We start from the raw sequence: 20,450 nt of genomic DNA, 5'->3' as shown, positions 1-20,450 counted from the left end.
TTGATTACATATCCGATGACAATTCCTACCAGCCCAACAACTGTTCGTTTTTCCTATTGCTTTAATCAATTCATTGAGTTTTAGCATTATCCAGCAGGCGCTGCCAGGTATGGAGAACCAGAATCTGATCCGGTGGTGCCAATTCTCCTGCTTTAATCGCATTTTGGATACTTTCTTCAACACGATCATGAAGCTGTTCAGCGGTATGAGCACCTTCCTGTTCCAATTCTGCCACCGCCAAAGTGAGATGCCCGCGGAGATAGCCACCAGCAAATAATTCATCATCACTGGCATGATCTACCATATCATCAATTTGCGCCAGAATACGCGTTTCAAATTCAGCGAGCATCATCTTTCCTTAAATTCAATTTCAATCTGCGAATATATCTTCCGGGTAAGGAAAATGTTCCGCTTTCAATGGGGGCGTATTGTAGAACGATTGTAGTCCCTGAATAAAGCACTCCGCTCTTGCCGGTATTCCCTGCGCTAAATAGTTCATGATTTGAGCATGAACTTTACGCTGAAAAGCCAGCCTATCAGGTTCAAAATCCCCTTCAAGGTTGTCACAACTGATATTGAACGGAAAACCCGCAGCGGTACAAAATATCCAATCAAGCGCCTGAGGCTTAATTTCTACTTTCTCAAATTCACTTTGCGTCTGTGCATCACGCCCATCAGGGCAATACCAATAGCCAAAATCCACCCGTTTCCGACGCTCTTTACCCGCAATGCACCAATGGGCAATTTCATGTAACGCACTGGCATAGAAGCCATGAGCAAATACAATCTGGTTATAAGGAATGTCTTCATCTGCCGGCAGGTAAATCGGTTCGTTATCACCTTTTACCAGACGTGTATTGTATTCGTCGCCAAAACAGCGATTAAAAATATCTATAAGTTGTTGATAGTTATGCGTTGTCATGAATTAAAAACAAAATCCTGAATCAGAAATAAAACGCCAGCCAGGTACGGATCGTATCTCCGTGATTATCATTCAATAATTTAATACTCATCAAAAAAGAGATAGTCACGATCATAGGGCGAATAAGTTTTTGACCATGTGTTAAAACCAAACGTGCGCCCAGCCGTGCACCGATTACCTGCCCTGCCAGCATAACAAGACCCAATATCCACAAAACCTGACCACCAAGGATAAACAGCACCAGTGACCCCATGTTAGAAGCAAAGTTCAGTACTTTCGCATGAGCGGTGGATTTCGCCAGGTTATAGCCGCACAGGGTAACATAAGCCAACGCATAAAATGAGCCAACACCAGGACCAAATACGCCATCGTATAAACCCAATCCACCCCCGATAAGACAGGCGAATGCCACTGGAGCCAGACGACGATGGCAATCTTCCTTGCCTATCGTTGGAGTCAACAAGAAGTAAAGGCCAATAACGATAACCAGAACCGGTAATAGCTGGCGGAGAAAATCGGGTTTGATAAACTGGACAATCATCGCTCCCGCCATTGAACCAAACAATGTCATTAGTATGGCAAAGCGCTGAGACTTGAGATCAACCGCACCATAACGGACAAAATAGAGGCTGGCAGAGAAAGAACCCCCCACTGCCTGCAATTTGTTTGTCGCCAGCGCCTGCACAGGCGAGACGCCGACTGACAGTAACGCAGGGATGGTCAGTAAACCGCCACCGCCAGAAATCGAGTCGATAAATCCAGCGATTATCGCAACCAGAAAGAGCAGACCATAAATTTCCGCCCCTGATAATAACCAATCCATATTTTATCCCATCAAAAGAAACCGCTTATCCGTATCCAGCTACCCATTTCAATATCCGGGATTTCAAGGCTAGCTTCATCTGCCTAATCACCAACGCGGAAGACTGGATTCAACATCCGCGCACTGTGCTCTCTGGCGTAACAGGTGATCCATCAGAACAATAGCCATCATGGCTTCTGCAATCGGTACCGCCCGGATACCAACACAAGGATCATGGCGACCACGGGTTACCATTTCAACCTCTTCACCCTGACGGTTAATCGTTTTACCCGGCACCATGATGCTGGAAGTGGGTTTCAACGCAATATGAGCAACAATTGGCTGGCTGCTGCTAATCCCCCCCAGAATTCCCCCCGCATGATTACTGGTGAAACCCTGAGCCGTAATTTCATCCCGGTTTTCGCTGCCACGCAGATTAATAACGCCAAAACCTTCACCAATTTCAACGCCTTTTACTGCGTTAATACTCATCAGCGCATGAGCGATATCAGCATCAAGGCGGTCGAAAACGGGTTCTCCCAATCCTGCTGGCACATTTTCTGCCACAATCGTTACTTTCGCGCCAATAGAATCACCCGCTTTTTTCAGCTCACGCATCAGGGCATCAAGTTGTTCAAGTTTGGTTTCATCAGGGCTGAAAAATGGGTTTTGTTCCACCTGTTCCCAATCTTTTAATTCGCAATGGATATTACCCATCTGACTCAAACAAGCACGGACACGAATACCATACTTATCCAACAAATATTTTTTCGCTATCGCACCTGCCGCAACCCGCATTGCCGTTTCACGGGCAGAAGAACGGCCACCACCACGATAGTCGCGGATACCATATTTCTGTTCATAAGTGTAATCAGCATGTCCCGGACGGAATACGTCTTTGATCGCGCTGTAATCTTGAGAACGTTGATCAGTATTTTCAATCAGTAAACCGATACTGGTACCGGTCGTTACCCCTTCAAATACACCAGAAAGAATGCGAACCTGATCCGGCTCACGGCGTTGCGTTGTATAACGGGAAGTTCCCGGACGGCGCCTGTCTAAATCAATTTGCAAATCCGCTTCTGTGATTGTGATACCCGGCGGCACACCATCGACGATGCATCCCAACGCCAAACCGTGAGATTCACCAAAGGTGGTGACCCGGAAAAACTGCCCGATACTATTTCCAGCCATCCCAGTTCCTTCCTGTTAATTGTTCTTTTATTTAACGCTGATTTAGCTCTATATTTAACTCTGCAAGTTCTGTATTAATGACCGTAGCGACAACCCACCCCACTATACCCGTTATCTTTCAAGTTGCCTCTTTGTTGGCTGCACTCGCTCACCCCGGTCACATAGTTTGCTATGCTCCCGGGGATTCGCTCCCTTGCCGTCGCGAGGCATCTTGAAATCTATAGGGTATATCAGTCTTTAAATAAACGAAAATGCTCGTGATGTTCGATAAGTTGTTGACGTGTCATCATAAAGACACCGTCTCCGCCATATTCAAATTCCAGCCAGGTAAATGGCACATCAGGATATTGTTCAATCAAATGCACCATGCTGTTGCCAACTTCACAAATCAACACACCCTGTTCTGTCAGAAAATCAGGAGCGGTTGCAAGAATGCGGCGTGCCAGTTTTAAACCATCTGAACCCGCAGCCAGCCCCAATTCAGGCTCACGGCGGAACTCTTCCGGCAAATCACTCATATCCTCAGCATCGACATAAGGTGGATTAGTGACGATAAGATCGTACTTCACAGGTGGCATATCGCGGAACAGATCGGAACGAATAGGAATTACCCGATGCTCAAGGTTGTGATTCTGAATATTCTGTTCAGTCACTGCCAATACATCAGCGGAAATATCCACCGCATCTATCTCCGCTTCCGGGAAAGCATATGCACAGGCGATGGCAATACAACCACTACCTGTACAGAGATCAAGGATATTGGCTGGTTCATCAGAGATCAGCCCTGAAAATTCATTATTAATTAGTTCACCAATCGGTGAGCGTGGAACCAGAACCCGTTCATCAACATAAAATTCATGACCACAGAACCACGCTCTGTTAGTCAAATAAGCAACAGGAATACGATCATTAATACGGCGAAGAACCCGTTCGATAATACGATGACGTTCAGTTGATGTCAGCCGTGCTGTCATCATTTCCTGTGGAATATCCAGCGGCAGAAATAGCGATGGAAGAACCAGTTGCAAAGCTTCATCCCAAGGATTGTCGGTACCGTGTCCGTAATAAATATTCGCCGCATTAAACCGGCTGACAGACCAGCGCAACATATCCTGAATGGTATATAATTCAGCTACTGCCTCATCGATAAAAATCTTGTCCAAAAGCCCCTCCAGCCCCGTAAATTCATTGACCCGTTAGTTTGCCACGATCACTGAGACAAATCAGCTTTCATGTCAGACTAATTACAATAAAAGGATGGGGCCGGTGTTTTATTGCAGATTTTTGACCAATTTTCCACGGAATCCGTCTTATTCAGCCGGCTGACAAGACGGTTTCTCTATATTATTTAATATGACGTTCCCTTGGCAGATCGGGGATTAACGGAGGTTACGTTGTTCCGTATCCATAAATAATAGGCCGCAGTTAACAGCAGGATCCATACGCCTCCTACATAAAACGCAATTCGTGTCGCTGGGAAGTAACTCAGAACAGCAATAATAAATATCATAAACACGATAGTCAGAATCGGTGCAACAGGCCACATTGGTACTGGAAATTTTAATTTTTGTGCTTCTTCCGGTGAGATCTTTCTGCGCATAGCAAACTGAGAAAGCAAAATCATTAACCAGACCCATACCGTGGCAAAAGTGGCAATCGAAGCAATGATGACAAACACCTGTTTAGGGAGTAAGTAATTCAGGACAACAGCACACAGCAATGCCAATGTCATCACCATGATGGTCACCCAAGGCACGCCGTTACGGCTTAGTTTCATAAATTTTTTATGCGCTAGTCCTTTCTCCGCCATACCATACATCATCCGACCCGCACCAAAAATATCGCTGTTAATAGCCGAAATTGCCGCCGTGATCACGATAATATTCAGTATATTCGCCGCCGAATTAATGCCCAATCCCTGAAATATGGCGACAAATGGACTGCCCTCCTGACCGATGCTGCTCCAGGGGTAAATTGCCATTAATACAAAAATAGTCAGTACATAAAATAGCAGGATACGGACCGGGATAGAGTTGATTGCTTGCGGGATCATTTTCGCCGGATTTTTAGCTTCACTGGATGTTATACCAATGATTTCAATACCACCGAAAGCAAACATAACGACTGCCAGAGACTCAATGATGCCGCCAAATCCATTAGGCATAAATCCGCCGTGTTGCCACAGATTTTGAACGCCTGTTGCCTGAAAATGGCCACTGAAACCAAACAGAATAATGCCAGCCCCAGCAATAATCATGGCACTGATCGCCGCAACTTTCAGAATTGACAGCCAGAACTCCATTTCGCCAAATACTTTGACTTTACAAAGATTCAGCGCACCAATAATGAAAATAATGCTGAGTACCCATATCCAACGCGGCACTTCCGGATACCATAACCCCATATAAATACCGAAAGCCGTTACATCAGCCAGACAGACTATTATCATTTCGAAAGTGTAAGTCCAACCCGTAATAAACCCCGGTAACGGGCCTAAATATTGATGGGCGTAACTGGCAAAAGAACCGGCGTCCGGTTTGTGGACCGCCATTTCTCCCAGCGCACGCATAACCATAAAGACAGCGGCACCGCCCACTAAATAAGCTAATAATACCGCCGGACCTGCCATTTTTATTGCTTCAGCAGAACCATAAAAAAGACCGGTGCCAATCGCAGAACCCAACGCCATAAACCGAATATGGCGAGCGTTGAGTCCTCGTTCTAGGTGTAATGTGGCTTGCATGATTTACCCTCTTATCTTTTATTATTGGGTTTTATGAAAGATAACTGCAACAATCAGGCCGGACAGAAGCCGGCCCTCGGTTTATTTAACAGTTATTTTTAGTCTGTAATATCTGTCCAGCAGGAAGTAGTGAGGAAAGGTGTTGCTCAACCAATAGTTGTACCGCAGCAGCAATATCTGGTGCAAAAAAACGATCCTGATCGTAATAATCTACCTTTTCCCGCAAAATATGACGCGCTTTTTCCAGAATCGGACTGCTTTTCAGGCCATTTCGGAAGTCTATTCCCTGACAGGCGGATAACCACTCAATGGCCAGAATACCCCGGGTATTTTCTGCCATCTCCCACAAACGACGCCCGGCAGCCGGAGCCATTGATACATGATCTTCCTGATTGGCCGAAGTCGGTAAACTGTCAACACTCGCGGGGTGGGCTAACGCTTTATTTTCACTGGCAAGAGCCGCGGCCGTCACTTGTGCAATCATAAAACCAGAATTCACACCACCGTTCTCAACCAGGAAAGGCGGAAGCTGTGACATATGTGAATCCATCAACAACGCAATACGTCGTTCTGACAATGCACCGATTTCCGCTAATGCCAGCGCCAGGTTGTCAGACGCCATTGCAACGGGTTCAGCATGGAAATTACCGCCTGAAATCACCTCACCCTGTTCAGCAAATACCAATGGATTATCAGATACAGCATTAGCTTCCGTCAGAATAACATCGGCAGCATGACGGAGCTGAGTCAGGCAAGCTCCCATGACTTGTGGCTGACAACGTAATGAGTAAGGATCTTGTACCTTTGGACAATCCATATGGGAATCTGATAGTTCACTGCTCTCTTCCAATACATGACGATACAATGCAGCTACGTCAATCTGCCCCTGTTGCCCACGAACCTCATGCACGCGGGCATCAAATGGTTTGCGAGAACCCAACGCCGCTTCTACGGATAAAGAACCACAAACTATTGCTGCCGCCAACAGATCTTCTGCCTCAAATAATCCACGCAACGCAAAAGCGGTGGAGACTTGAGTTCCATTAAGCAACGCTAAACCCTCTTTGGCCGCCAATGTGATAGGTTGTAAATTGGCTTTTGCCAGAGCGTCTTTGGCTGACAACCATTCACCCTGATAACGCGCCTGCCCTTCCCCAAGTAATAACAGACTCATATGTGCCAACGGTGCTAAATCACCTGATGCGCCGACAGATCCTTTACAAGGAATACAGGGATAAACTTCCGCATTAACTAAAGCGACCAACGTCTGAATGACTTCCAGACGAATGCCTGAGTAACCACGGGAGAGGCTGTTGATTTTCAATACCATGATCAACCGGGTCATGTTATCGTCCAGCGCTTCACCTATTCCGGCGGCATGAGACACGACAAGCGAATGTTGCAGTTTTTCTAAATTATTTTCCTCAATCCGGGTACTGGCTAATAGTCCGAATCCGGTATTAATTCCATACGCGATGCGTTTTTCAGCAAGAATAGCATTAACACATGCCACGCTGTGTTCAATAGCCGGAAAAATCTGGCTATCCAGCGTTATTTTTATGGGTTGCAGATAAACCTGACGCAGTTCATCAAGGGTCAATTTGCCTGGGTAGAGAGTTAATTGTTTCATAATGTTCCTTATTTTGTATTGATCATAGGCAAATCTAATCCGTGCTCTTTAGCACAATGAATAGCAATTTCATAACCGGCATCGGCATGACGCATAACTCCGGTAGCCGGATCGTTATGCAGCACCCTGGCTATACGTTCTGCGGCTTCATCAGTTCCATCACAAACGATCACCATACCTGCATGTTGTGAGAAGCCCATTCCGACGCCACCGCCATGATGCAGAGAAACCCAGGTCGCGCCGCTGGCGGTGTTAAGTAAGGCATTCAACAACGGCCAGTCCGAAACGGCGTCAGAACCATCACACATGGATTCTGTTTCCCGGTTCGGGCTGGCGACAGAACCGGAATCCAGATGATCACGCCCAATAACAATCGGCGCAGAAAGCTCACCGCTGCGTACCATTTCGTTAAAAGCTAACCCCAGTTTGGCGCGTTCGCCTAAACCAACCCAGCAGATACGGGCAGGTAATCCCTGAAAACTGATGCGTTCTCTGGCCATATCCAACCAGCGATGTAAATGTGTATCATCAGGGAGCAATTCTTTAACTTTGGCGTCAGTTTTGTAGATATCCTGTGGATCGCCAGAAAGTGCTACCCAACGGAAAGGCCCGATACCACGGCAAAATAACGGACGAATATAGGCAGGAACAAAACCAGGGAAATCAAAGGCATTTTCTACACCAACTTCATACGCCATTTGGCGAATATTGTTGCCGTAATCAAAAACAGGAATTCCCTGTTTCTGAAAAGACAACATCGCCTTGACATGCTCCGCCATTGAAGATTTCGCTGCCTGGATAACATCCGCCGGTTCTGAAATCACCCGCTGGCGATATTCTTCCCAGCTCCAGTTTTTCGGCAGATAACCGTTGAGAGGATCATGTGCGCTTGTCTGATCAGTGACAAAATCCGGGCGCACACCACGACGAACTAATTCCGGCAAAATTTCAGCAGCGTTACCGCACAGTGCGATAGAGATGGCTTTACCTTCCTGAGTGTATTTTTCGATCCGGGCCAGTGCGTCGTCCAGATCCTTAGCTTGTTCATCGATATAACGAGTACGCAGGCGGAAATCGATCCTGCTTTGCTGACATTCAATATTCAGAGAACATGCTCCGGCCAATGTTGCAGCCAGCGGTTGCGCTCCCCCCATACCACCTAAACCGGCGGTTAACACCCAACGCCCCTGTAAATTATCGTTGTAATGCTGACGACCAGCTTCCACGAACGTTTCATAGGTGCCTTGAACAATCCCCTGGCTACCAATGTAGATCCAGCTACCGGCAGTCATCTGACCGTACATAGCCAATCCTTTCGCATCCAACTCGTTAAAATGTTCCCAGGTGGCCCAATGCGGTATCAGATTCGAATTCGCAATCAGTACCCGTGGTGAATTTTTATGCGTTTTAAACACCCCAACCGGTTTACCCGATTGGATTAACAACGTTTCGTCGTCTTCCAGTTTTTTCAGTGTTTCAACAATCTTGTCATAACATTCCCAGTTTCGGGCAGCCCGACCAATGCCCCCATATACCACCAGTTCATGCGAGTTTTCAGCAACTTCTGGATCAAGATTATTCATTAACATGCGCAGAGGCGCTTCAGTTAACCAGCTTTTGGCTGTAAGTTGCGTCCCTCTGGGTGCCCGGATATCGACATTACGAAATTTATTATTCTGGGCGGTCACGGTCTGACTCCTTTTGCTCTTTGGATATTTGTTAAATGTATAGTTGTATATACATGTCTATTCAATAGACCAAATCGTTAGCCAAAATAATATATTTATGAACTTATTATCTTTATTTTCTTATAAATCAATTTGTTAACATTATTTCTTTCTGATTATCAAGGAGTAATGTTTTTGTTATTTTTGTGTTTATAATCACAAATTATTTACATTAATTTTACAAAAATATAGTTTACGTAGGGAAAGATCTTGTCTAAGTGCGACCCAGTTTAGAATCAAAGTACAAAATGTATTATCAGGAAATGCGCATATATATGAAAATATGACATGTTTTTGATATGAATGGTGCTCTTCTGAGAGGCGTCACAGCAAGTTTGGAAATTGCCCATACTGTGCATTATCTGACAGAGCTTCCAAAAAACAATCCGTTGTCAGTAAGGAAATCACCCGAAACCGCGATACAAATACGTCGATAGGTTTAACTCTCTATCAAGGATAAATTGCTACAATAGTTTTCTTTTAAAAACAGTGACTATGAGCTGAAACGCCCTTTCAATTTATACCGATTTCCGGGAAATAACAGCCTGGCACTGGAAACGGTGTAATGAGTCGACCAGGTTCGGCGGCTGATTAATAAACAAGGGGTACCCGATTCAATTTGCAGTAACTTGCAGGATCGGGGATCGCCGGCAATGGCTTCCACGATGTGTTCACCTTCCGTTAACGGTGCAATGATTGACAAATAATCGTGTGGCGTAAGTTTTGTGAAGTCTTGTTGCAAATAATCGGGAACCGCTTGAGCATTGACGTAACGATCTTCTATCTGAACAGGGATATCGTTTTCATAATGGATAATAATCGACTGGTAAATCGGCGTACCCGCGATAATATCCAATTCAACAGCCTGTTTTACGTCAGCATTCAGCTCTGATAACTTGACTATTTTACAACGATGCTGATGAGAACGGGCTGAGATCTCATCAGCAATGCTGTGAATTTCGAACAGTGCGGATTGTCCTTTCGGTTCAGCGACAAACGATCCCACCCCTTGTAGCCGCACTAATAACCCTTCAGCGGTCAACTCACGTAACGCACGGTTGGCAGTCATACGGCTACAGTTAAACTGTTTAACTAACTCAGCTTCTGATGGAACACGATCATTTGATTTCCATTCACCGGTATAGATTTTTTCGATGATGGACTGTTTCACTTTGGCATACAGAGGGACAGGTTTGGCAAATGGTCCTGATAAGTGTGTCGTCACAATAAATTCCTTGCTGCTATAAAAATGCTAAGCGATTAATTATATTCACTTTATCAGGCTATTTTTGCCAAATAAAACCGCACAATAATATTGTTATTTTAGATAATCAATACCACCAATGTGCTAATTGCCAGGCAAGGCGTGCTGCTGCCTTTCCTCCGATTCCTTGAATATCAAATGTTGGATTGAGTTCAACCAAATCAGCCGCCTGTAATTTACCACTCTGGCAGATTGGTTGAATCAATTGCAAAAGACACTCCAATGGTAGCCCCAGTGCCGCCGGCGCAGAGACTGCCGGCATCTGATAAGCAGGCAATACATCGAGATCGATTGTCATATAAATCAAATCAACTTGTTGGAGTGTATCTTGTATCTGCCGCTGCACTTTGTCTAGCATGGTTTCGCTACATTGATTATCCCAGATAATCGTAACGTTTAAGCGGTTGGCTTCATCTACCAATGCCTGGGTATTAGACGCCAAACTTGCGCCAACACAAGTGTAGTAAAACTGGCGTTGGTGTTGTTGACAATATTCAGCAAGCTGACGAAAGGGTGTGCCGGAAGTCGGCTGCGGCGATCGCCGTAAGTCAAGATGAGCATCGAAGTTAATAATACCTATGCGTTGATGTGGGAAAGCATCATAAATTCCAACACCATGGGCAAAAGCGGTTTCATGCCCACCACCCAACACTAGGGTACGCACATTCTGATGCTGGCATTGGGTAATTGCATCAGCCAGGGCTTGTTGAGCCTCACTCAATTGATTGGGATTAGCGCGAATACTTCCCAAGTCCACCAATCTGTCATGCCCTTTATGGCTGGCCATATTGGCCAATGCTTTACGCAAATAATCAGGACCTTGATTAGCGCCGGGCCGACCCTGATTGAGTTTTACCCCTTCATCACATTCAAACCCTAACAGCGCAATAGCGTGAGGAAATTCTTCCGGCGTAAAATACGGGGACAATTTAACTGTTTGAAAAAGCCGTAGTGCATTATCCGCTTCTGACAAATCATTTCGTCCTTGCCAAATAGTCGGTGAAGTCGCGTGCCATAAATTCATTTGCTGTTCCTTATCTGCTGTATGCTGGAATGTGTAATAGCTCCACGAAATACCCGGATATTCAATGGGTTATGGCCAAATTCATAGAAAATATCAACGGGATTTTCTGCATCCCAGACAATAAAATCGGCGTAAGCACCTGCGCGCAACTGTCCGTGATGCTTTTCCCGGCCTAATGCACGAGCTGCATGTCGGGTTACACCTAACCACGCCTCTTCCGGAGTTAATCCAAATTGGATACATGCCATATTCATCGCCATACGCAGGGAAGCAAACGGGCTGGTTCCAGGATTAAAATCCGTAGATATTGCTATCGGTACATTAAATTGCCGTAATAAATCGATAGGTGGACGTTGTGTTTCCTGCAAAAAGTAGAAAGCACCAGGGAGCAGAACAGCTACCGTACCACTACGGCTGAGAGCCTCTACTCCCGCCTGATCCAGATATTCAATGTGATCAACGGAAAGGCCATGATAACGGGCGACTAGTTCACTCCCGCCTAAATTGGACAGTTGTTCCACATGTCCTTTTACTGGAATATTCCAGCGTTCAGCCTCCTGAAAGAGCCGTTCGGTTTGTGCCAGATTAAACCCCACGCTTTCACAAAAAACATCTACGGCTTCGAACAGCTTTTTCTTCCAAAGCTGCGGCAGGATGACTTCACAAATCAGATTTATATAGGCATCAGGATTATGCTTATATTCAGGCGGGCAAGTATGAGCGGCAAGCAATGTCGGGCTAATTTCTATCGGATTATGCTGCGCCAGGTTTTGTGCGACCTGCAACAGCTTTTCTTCGTTTTCCAGATTTAATCCATAACCCGATTTAATCTCAATAGTCGTTACGCCTTCGGCCATAAATGCAGCAAGACGCTGCTGTGCAGAGTGTTCAAGTTGTTCAAGAGAGCTGGTTCGAGTCGCAGAAACTGTCGCATTGATCCCCCCACCCTGAGCACTGAGTTCAGCATAAGACATACCGTTTAAACGCTGTTCCCATTCATAAGCCCGGTTACCACCAAAAACCAAGTGGGTGTGGCAATCGATTAAACCTGGGGTAATCAGACGTTGTTGGGCATCAATTACCTGACAGCGGCTTGTCTGTAATGTTGCTGTGGGCAAAATCGCTAAAATCTTGTCATTACGCACCAGAAGATCATGTTCTTTTAATAATCCGTAAGCTGCATTGATAGAAGGGTCCATTGTTGCCAATCTTGCATTACGCCAGATGACATCAGTATCACGCAGTTCTATTGCCATGATTAGCATCCTGTATTCATCAGTACCTGATCAGTCAGGCTATTAGTTGTATATACATTTATTTTCCAACCAACAATAATTGTCAAATTATTTTGCTGACTACCCGGATACACTTTCTTATCAGCATTTTTAGGCCACAAACCAAGTAAAATCAGGTTTCATTTAATATAATCAGGTTCAATCGTTAAAAAGATGCAGTACACTTGTCACAAAATAGTTTGATTAACTGAGCAATGATGAAGAATAAATATTCCCTGAACGAGGAAGAGATTAGCTTGTTTAAAGAATCGGTAGCAGGCACCAAACGCATGAATCAGGATACCGTCTTACATCCTCCCGAAAGAAAAAAGACCAGCCATATTGCCCCTGAGCGAATACAGCAAGAGCAAATTGATGCAAGCTACTATTTTTCTGATGAATTTCAGCCCAACCTTGATACAGAAGGCCCTACCCGTTACGTAAGGGAAGGTGCAAGCCATTATGAACTGAAAAAACTACGCCGAGGTGACTATTCACCAGAACTGTTTCTTGATTTACACGGACTCACTCAAATGCAAGCCAAGCAGGAAATTGGAGCATTGATCGCGGCTTGCCGCCGGGAACATGTCTATTGTGCCTGCGTCATGCACGGCCACGGGAAACACATTCTCAAACAGCAAACCCCGCTATGGCTGGCCCAGCACCCAGATATCATCGCCTTCCATCAAGCACCGAAAGAATGGGGTGGCAACGCCTCATTATTGATACTTGTCGAACTTGATGATCTCATATATCGCTGAATTATCAGGCCTTTGCTGCCAATTGTGACGGACTGACCTGCCAGATAAGAGTTCCTTTGCCAGTTTGGTTGTCTAAATCCACACATGTGATTGCAGACGTTGCAAACATCGGTGGTGTTTCTGCCGGACATAATTCAGCAACCAAGTAGCCGACTAACGGTAAGTGGGAGACAACCAAAACAGCGTTATATCCTTGTTCAGCAAGAACCTGTAGATAACTGCTAACCGTAGCCGCATCACCTGATGGCGTTAATCCTGGCAATACGTCTTCACCATCCGGTAATGATAAGGATTTGCGAACAATCTGTAACGTCTGCTCAGCGCGAATATAAGGACTCACCAATACAAGACCAATCTGAGGCTCCTGTTGTGCCAACCAACGAGCCATTTCTTGTGATTCATTACAACCACGAGGAGTGAGTTGCCGGGCTGCGTCGCTGATTGCATCCAAAGCTGCGTCGCCATGACGCATAATAAAAACTTGCATAATCCACCGTATGAATGAGTTAGCGCAGTTATCTTGCTGATAATAAATATCAGTAATCTAACCTGAGTTATACAATAAAAATTATTATTACAAAGACATTTCAGGTATGGCCAGCAGGCATTCTACTCAAAACAAAAACAAATAAAATGATTGAACAACAGCCCAATGGGTATTGCTTGAAATTAAAAGAGATCTTTTTTCTTCAAAAAGACTAAAGATGATTCCGGCACCTCAGAAACACCGGAATCAATTTTTTCATAAATATAATAATAGGTTACTACGGATAGAAATTTTTATTCTGTTCAGCCATTTTTACTAAGTGATCACAAGGGACAAATCTATCTCCATGCTGACTTTCCAGCCTGCGTAAAATCTCCACCACTCTGGCACAACCCAGACTATCGATATAGCGGAATGGGCCACCAAAAAATGGTGGAAAACCAATGCCAAATACCGCACCAATATCACCATCACGCGGGCTTCTGATAATCCCTTCATCCAGGCAACGAACGGCTTCATTAAGCATCAACATCACACAACGCTGAGCAATTTCTGAGGAGATCATACGCGACTCAGGTGTAATATTCAGCAAAGTATAAACTGAGCTATCAACCTTTTTGCTTCGCTTACCAAACTGCCAGAATTTTCTGACCTCTGATGTATACAAATAGAAGCCACGGCCATTTTTCCTGCCCTTACGGCCATCTTTCAGTACCGCATCAAGAGATTCAGGTGCAGCAAAACGCGGCCCTAGCTGCTCTACCAGAATCGGCATAATTTTGGTGCCAACATCAATGCCAACTTCATCTAATAAATTGATCGGTCCGACCGGAAAACCAAAATTAACCAATGCCTTATCTATATGATCAATCGGTTCTCCTTCTACCAGGCAATTCGCGGCTTCACTGATATAAGGAACAAGGATCCGGTTCACATAAAACCCTGCTTTATCACCGACCACGATAGCGGTTTTACCCTGTTTCTTTGCCAGAGCAACCGCAGTAGCAATCGTTTTTTCACTGGTTCCTTTGTGTGGAATAACTTCCACCAAAGGCATTTTATCCACTGGGCTAAAATAATGCAGACCAATAACCTGCTCTGGTCGTTGAGCTTTTTCTGCAATCTGATGGATAGGCAGTGAAGAAGTATTGGATGCAAATACGGTTTCTGGTTTAGTATTCGCTTCAATTTCCGCCACCATTTGCTGTTTCAGTGACAAATCCTCAAATACCGCCTCAACAACAATATCTGTCTGTTCGAAACCGCGATAATCCGTCGTTCCTGAAATCAGCATCATTTGTTGAGCACGCTCTGCCGGGCGTAATCGTTTTTGCTTCACCCGTTTAGACAATAAATCCCACGTGTACTTTAGTACCTGACTAATGCCCTTTTCATTAATATCTTTGATACGCACCGGTAGTTTGCCACGGATGGTTGTTACATTTGCAATTCCCCCGCCCATCAAACCACCACCTAATATACCAACCCGTTCGATTCTCGCTGGTTTCTCTGATGAACCGGTTTCATTTTTCAGGGAAGTTGCAGCAAAAAACAGATTACGTAAAGCGGCAGATTCCCGTGTCATTGCTAATTCACCGAATGCCGTTGCCTCGGCCCGTAAACCTTGGGTCATACCTTTCTCAAGACCTTCTTTGACAACAGCAATAATTCGCTCAGGAGCCGGATAGTGCCCACGCGTTTTCGCCAACGTCTTTTTACGAACGATATTAAACAAAAAATATCTTCCCACCGGCCCAACTAACAATCGCTGTTGCCATGGCAAAGATTTACGCACCGGAATGCCTTTTTTAACTTTTTCAACAGCGACTTCCAGCAAAATATCCAACGGCACCGCGTCATCCACCACACCGAGCCGCAATGCCTGTTTCGACCGTAATTGCTTGCCTGTCAGAATGATATCCAGAGCTGAACTGACACCAATTAATCTTGGCAACCGCTGAGTACCACCTGAACCCGGTAATAACCCAAGTTGAACTTCAGGTAATCCAAGACGGGTTTTATCATCCAGTGAACAAATACGCCAATGACATGCAAGCGCCAGTTCCAGACCGCCCCCTAAACAAGCGCCATGAATCGCCGCTACAACAGGCAAAGGATAATTGGCTATTTGAGAAAACAATTTCTGACCCTTTTCAGCCAGATCTTGTGCCTCTTCTTTGGTTTTACACCCGGCAATCATGGAGATATCAGCACCGGCAATAAAAGTATCCGGCTTACCGGAAATCAAAATTAACCCTTTAAGACCGGAAGATTGCTGAGCTTGTTTGAAAACATGCAGAAATTGATCAACAAATTCTGCTTTCAGCGTATTTACCTTTTCTCCCGGAACATCAATAGTAATAACACCGATCTTGTCCGGCCTTATATCAAAACTGAAAACAGAAGCTGTCTGTTTTGCATCCGCAGTGATGGTTGCAGCGTCATGCTGAGACTGAGTCATTATTCCACCTCCAATACCATAGCTGTGCCCAACCCGCCAGCAGCACAAGCAGTCGTTAACCCCAATCCGCCGCCACGACGACGCAACTCATTCAATACCTGCGTCACCATACGAGCCCCTGTTGCTGCAAATGGGTGCCCATAAGCAATTGAACCACCCAAGACATTAAATTTATCCATGTCAACTTCACCAATTGCTTGAGCACGCCCTAATTTATTACGGGCAAATTCATCACTGGCAAACATTTTCAGGTTTGCCAATGTCTGAGCAGCAAAGGCTTCATGCATATCAATTAAAGTCAGATCTTTCAGCGTAATACCTGCACGATCGAGCGCTATTGGCGTCGCGTATGACGGCCCCAGTAACATATCCTGCCAAACATCAATTGCTGAGAATGCATAGCTACGCAGATAACCAAGCGGTTTCATTCCCAACTCTTTTGCCACAGATTCACGCATCAATATGACTGCCGCTGCGCCATCTGTCAGCGGTGTACTGTTTGCGGCCGTGACAGTGCCGTACTTGCGGTCAAATGCCGGACGCAGCTTCGCATAGGAAGTTAATACAGAATTTGTACGAATATTATTATCTTCAAGCAATGCTTCACGGTATGGCGGGAAATGAGCCGTCATGACTTCATCAACCAACAATCCCTGTTCCCAGGCTTTTGCTGCCAGAATATGGGATCGATGTGCCAATGCATCCTGATCTTCCCGGCTGATACGGTAAGTCTTCGCCATTTGTTCTGCGGTATCTCCCATACGCAGACCTGTGGAATATTCCGCTACCGCCGGAGATACAGGCAATAAATCACGAAATTTAAGGCGGCTAAGTAACTTAAGACGCTGTGATAAAGTTTTCGCTTTATTCATATCCACAAGAGTACGGGCCAAGGATTTAGTCACCCCAATGGGCAAAACAGAAGAGGAGTCCGCTCCACCCGCAATTCCGATATTCACCGTACCGGCCATAATGCTTTCAGCCACATTGGCAATCGCCTGAAAGCTAGTCGCACATGCACGGGATACACTGTAAGCATCAGTATTCACACTCAATCCAGCACCAAGAACGATTTCACGGGCAATATTCGGCGCTTCAGGCATTTGCACCACTTGTCCAAACACCAGTTGATCAATCTTTTCAGGGGGTAAACCACTCCTGGCCACCAATTCGCTGACGACTGATTTACCCAAATCCACAGCCGGTATGCCGTGATACGATGTTGCCTGTTTAGCAAATGGGATACGTAGCCCGCTGACAATAGCGATACGATCACCTTGCTGTGTCACTTTTGTTAAAGGACGACTCATAACGGCTCCTGAAAGATTATCGTTAACTCAATCAAATTACTGAAAAAAATTTTTAACCGACCTGGACAGGTCTGACCTGATAGATCATTGTTAGCGTAATGTTTATAAATAGCAAACCTGAATAAACTAAAAATGAGAGGAAGCGCAACTTTAATTTATTTAATAGCTAAATAATTTCAATGCTTCTTAGAGCATGTTCGCAAGCGGTAAAAAAGAAATAACAATAAGGAGGAATTCAACAAAATACCCCGCTATTTATCAAAATAGCGGAAAACCAGAACTTACTCTTTATAAGTAACTTATCCTGCTGAAATTTGATCTCAGAATTTCATTGTTAAACGTTTTTATTAACATCAAAAATCATTTTTTTGTTAACTGAGTCGCGTTTTTGATATCAATTTGGTCATATTTTAAAAACATTCTTGCAACACCAACTGTTATCAGACCTATACTTCACGACTGGTCTGATTTGTCATCAAGACAAACCGACTCTACAATCCTGCGCTCCTTGCTAAGATAAGTGGCATAGTTAAATAATAAACAAGAGGGTTTTGGTCATGAACCAGAAAAACCTGTTCACCCGTTCAGCATTAGCGGTTGCAGTGGCTATAATTTCATCCAACGCTGGCGCTGCTGGTTTCCAGTTAAACGAATTTTCTACTTCGGCTTTGGGCCGGGCCTTTTCCGGGGAAGGCGTTGTTGCAGATAACGCAACTGTAGGCAGCCGTAACCCAGCAGCAATGACTCTGTTTGATCGCCCATCGTTTTCTATTGGTGCAGTCTATATCAACCCAGATGTTGATATTACCGGTAAATCGCCAATGACAGGTAAAAGTACCAACGCTAAAAACATTGCGCCTACCGCGTGGATACCTAATCTGCATTTTATTATGCCAATTGATGATCAATGGTTTGTTGGTACTTCTGTCACCACTAACTTTGGTCTGGCTACTGATTTTAGTAACAACTATGAAGCAGGCCCTATCGGCGGTAAAACTGATCTGACAACATTGAACTTCAACCTGAGCGGTGCTTATCGACTGAACGATAACTTCAGCTTTGGTTTAGGACTGAACGCCGTTTATGCTGATGCCAAAATCGTCCGCCATGCGGGTATTCTGTCAAATAAACTGAACGGCCTAATAAAACCAACTGATGAAGTTGCTAATCTGTCAGGCAAAGATTGGGGCTATGGTTGGAACGCAGGCATCATGTACGAAGTGGATGAAAATAACCGCTACAGCCTGACTTACCGCTCTAAAGTTAAAGTCAAATTTAAAGACGGTGACTATAAAAACGATATACCTCCTAGGATAGGAAAAATTGCGCAATTACCTGCCACCGGTGGTAAAACTATTGGTGGTAGATTGGATCTCAATTTGCCAGATATCTGGGAGATTTCCGGTTACAACCGCGTAGCACCTAAATGGGCTATCCACTATAGCCTGGCATATACAGGCTGGAGTGAGTTTAGTGAGCTAAAAGGCACCAGAAATAAAGACGGTTCAGTCCTGTTCAGTAAACATGAAGGTTTTAAAGATGCCTACCGGATTGCTTTAGGAACAACTTATTATCACGATGACAATTGGACATTCCGTACTGGCATCGCCTTTGATGACAGCCCGATTCCTGCTGAAAACCGTTCTATCTCTATTCCTGATCAGGACCGTTTCTGGTTGAGTGCTGGCGCAACTTACGCATTTAACAAAGACATGTCTGTTGACGTAGGCGTTTCTTATATGCATGGTCAGAAAGTCACTGTTAAAGAGAAGTTGTCTGAAACATCATCTGACCCAACCAATAAGCCATATGAATTTGATGCGAAAGGTTCTGCCTGGTTATATGGTGTGAACTTCAACTACGCATTCTGATAATATGTAGTGCCTAAAAAAGGATAGCCTCGCTGCTATCCTTTTTCATTCATAGAGCTAAACCAGAAGTAACTATCAATCAATACTGTCCAACTCATCCTGTAATGCTTCAGCATTTGGATTTTTCGTGGCTCCCAGTTTACCGTCACTTGCCATAAAATCATGGCTCTGGAAATAAGCCTCGCGTATCATCAGGTATGGATCTGATGAATTCTTCAACAAACCATCAGAATCCAGTAAACGAGCACGCGTTTCAATACCTTCAAATACCCATTTACCGGCTGACATCCAGATATTCAGATAACTTAGCATTGGGTAAGTCACATCAGCCCAATTTCCCCCTTCATCACGTAGAGTGAAACTGCCATAGCCCGGCAATACGGCATAAGGACCATACCCCACATCATAATAGCCCAGAGTACTACCAAAGCGTTTTGACTCTTCTTTTGCCAGTTTAGGGTTTGCCATAGTTGCGACATCAATCAACCCGCCCATCCCAAAAATGGTATTCAGGAAAAAACGATTAAAATGTTTCATTCCCTGATATGGGTTACCACGTAAGAAACTGTTTACCATGCTAGCCGGCTCTTCGAGATTACTTAGAAAATTACCCAAACCATTTCGAGCAGGCATGGGTACATAATCGTGCCACACTACCGCAACCGGACGTAGAATATAAGGATCAAGAACATCATAATTAAAACTGAACATTGTACGGTTAAAACCTTCCAGAGGATCTGAACGCCCCTGCTCAACAGTATTAGATGAACTGGCACATCCCACCAGTAATGCGGCTGTAAGAGCGATTCCGCCCAAACGATACGTCATACATTTCTCCAAGTAATAACTTCTTAGATCCGGCAAATCAATTTATGTATTACCCACCGATGATCATCAATAAATAAATATTACTGACAATTCAACTTGAATGGTACTCAAATTGAGTGGTTGCTAAATAGGCAAACAGTTCATAACGCCTT

At 44.7% G+C, this 20,450-nt stretch carries 17 protein-coding genes; 2 read left to right on the top strand and 15 right to left on the bottom strand.

What is annotated here, in order from left to right; translation table 11 throughout:
- Positions 1-70 precede the first annotated feature (70 nt).
- From ACGF63_RS06850 to hutI, 11 genes are all read right to left on the bottom strand, one after another.
- A complete protein-coding gene (locus ACGF63_RS06850) occupies positions 71-349 on the bottom strand; it encodes a YfcL family protein (protein WP_036838273.1) in 279 nt (92 codons plus the stop codon).
- A gap of 21 nt (positions 350-370) precedes the next feature.
- Positions 371-922, bottom strand: a complete 552-nt coding sequence (locus ACGF63_RS06845; RefSeq protein WP_152962334.1) for an elongation factor P hydroxylase — start codon at positions 920-922, stop codon at positions 371-373.
- A 22-nt stretch (positions 923-944) separates the two neighbouring features.
- Complete coding sequence (locus ACGF63_RS06840) at positions 945-1,745, bottom strand: sulfite exporter TauE/SafE family protein (protein WP_152962335.1); 801 nt, start codon at positions 1,743-1,745, stop codon at positions 945-947.
- Positions 1,746-1,832: 87 nt separating this feature from the next.
- Complete coding sequence (gene aroC, locus ACGF63_RS06835; RefSeq protein ID WP_387629678.1) at positions 1,833-2,918, bottom strand: chorismate synthase; 1,086 nt, start codon at positions 2,916-2,918, stop codon at positions 1,833-1,835.
- A 230-nt stretch (positions 2,919-3,148) separates the two neighbouring features.
- Positions 3,149-4,081 (bottom strand): 50S ribosomal protein L3 N(5)-glutamine methyltransferase, encoded by a 933-nt coding sequence (gene prmB / locus ACGF63_RS06830; protein WP_387629675.1) that lies wholly within the window; start codon positions 4,079-4,081, stop codon positions 3,149-3,151.
- 185 nt (positions 4,082-4,266) lie between these two features.
- Positions 4,267-5,661 carry an amino acid permease gene (locus ACGF63_RS06825; protein WP_387629673.1) on the bottom strand — a complete coding sequence of 465 codons (1,395 nt, stop codon included), beginning with the start codon at positions 5,659-5,661 and terminating at the stop codon, positions 4,267-4,269.
- An 85-nt stretch (positions 5,662-5,746) separates the two neighbouring features.
- Positions 5,747-7,291, bottom strand: coding sequence for a histidine ammonia-lyase (gene hutH / locus ACGF63_RS06820; RefSeq protein ID WP_387629670.1), 1,545 nt, complete (start codon positions 7,289-7,291; stop codon positions 5,747-5,749).
- A gap of 8 nt (positions 7,292-7,299) precedes the next feature.
- On the bottom strand, positions 7,300-8,979 hold the full coding sequence (gene hutU, locus ACGF63_RS06815; RefSeq protein WP_036843203.1) for a urocanate hydratase: 1,680 nt from the start codon (positions 8,977-8,979) through the stop codon (positions 7,300-7,302).
- 532 nt (positions 8,980-9,511) lie between these two features.
- Positions 9,512-10,243: a histidine utilization repressor gene (gene hutC, locus ACGF63_RS06810; protein WP_331251340.1), complete on the bottom strand. Its 732-nt coding sequence runs from the start codon at positions 10,241-10,243 to the stop codon at positions 9,512-9,514.
- A gap of 106 nt (positions 10,244-10,349) precedes the next feature.
- The gene (gene hutG, locus ACGF63_RS06805; RefSeq protein WP_152962340.1) at positions 10,350-11,306 is read right to left on the bottom strand and encodes a formimidoylglutamase; all 957 of its coding nucleotides are present in this window, start codon (positions 11,304-11,306) and stop codon (positions 10,350-10,352) included.
- Positions 11,303-12,562 carry an imidazolonepropionase gene (gene hutI, locus ACGF63_RS06800; protein WP_152962341.1) on the bottom strand — a complete coding sequence of 420 codons (1,260 nt, stop codon included), beginning with the start codon at positions 12,560-12,562 and terminating at the stop codon, positions 11,303-11,305. Before hutI ends, hutG begins: the two co-directional genes overlap by 4 nt.
- A gap of 236 nt (positions 12,563-12,798) precedes the next feature.
- On the opposite strand from hutI, the gene smrB reads away from it, so the two are divergent.
- A complete protein-coding gene (smrB, locus tag ACGF63_RS06795; protein WP_036843197.1) occupies positions 12,799-13,341 on the top strand; it encodes an endonuclease SmrB in 543 nt (180 codons plus the stop codon).
- Positions 13,342-13,345: 4 nt separating this feature from the next.
- Here smrB and sixA read toward each other — a convergent pair whose 3' ends face one another.
- From sixA to fadI, 3 genes are all read right to left on the bottom strand, one after another.
- Positions 13,346-13,828, bottom strand: a complete 483-nt coding sequence (sixA, locus tag ACGF63_RS06790; RefSeq protein ID WP_036843196.1) for a phosphohistidine phosphatase SixA — start codon at positions 13,826-13,828, stop codon at positions 13,346-13,348.
- A 277-nt stretch (positions 13,829-14,105) separates the two neighbouring features.
- The gene (fadJ, locus tag ACGF63_RS06785) at positions 14,106-16,289 is read right to left on the bottom strand and encodes a fatty acid oxidation complex subunit alpha FadJ (protein WP_051477116.1); all 2,184 of its coding nucleotides are present in this window, start codon (positions 16,287-16,289) and stop codon (positions 14,106-14,108) included.
- A complete protein-coding gene (gene fadI, locus ACGF63_RS06780) occupies positions 16,289-17,599 on the bottom strand; it encodes an acetyl-CoA C-acyltransferase FadI (RefSeq protein WP_152962342.1) in 1,311 nt (436 codons plus the stop codon). The genes fadJ and fadI overlap by 1 nt, the downstream gene beginning before the upstream one ends.
- Positions 17,600-18,156: 557 nt before the next feature.
- On the opposite strand from fadI, the gene fadL reads away from it, so the two are divergent.
- Positions 18,157-19,470, top strand: coding sequence for a long-chain fatty acid transporter FadL (gene fadL, locus ACGF63_RS06775; RefSeq protein WP_387629665.1), 1,314 nt, complete (start codon positions 18,157-18,159; stop codon positions 19,468-19,470).
- A 75-nt stretch (positions 19,471-19,545) separates the two neighbouring features.
- Here the strand turns inward: fadL and mlaA are convergent, their stop codons facing one another.
- Complete coding sequence (gene mlaA, locus ACGF63_RS06770; protein WP_387629663.1) at positions 19,546-20,298, bottom strand: phospholipid-binding lipoprotein MlaA; 753 nt, start codon at positions 20,296-20,298, stop codon at positions 19,546-19,548.
- Positions 20,299-20,450 lie beyond the last annotated feature (152 nt).

Source organism: Photorhabdus sp. RM322S, assembly GCF_042879395.1.
Lineage (GTDB): Bacteria > Pseudomonadota > Gammaproteobacteria > Enterobacterales > Enterobacteriaceae > Photorhabdus > Photorhabdus khanii.
Note: the sequence above shows the minus strand (reverse complement) of the source record. Positions and strands in the feature narration are given on the sequence as shown.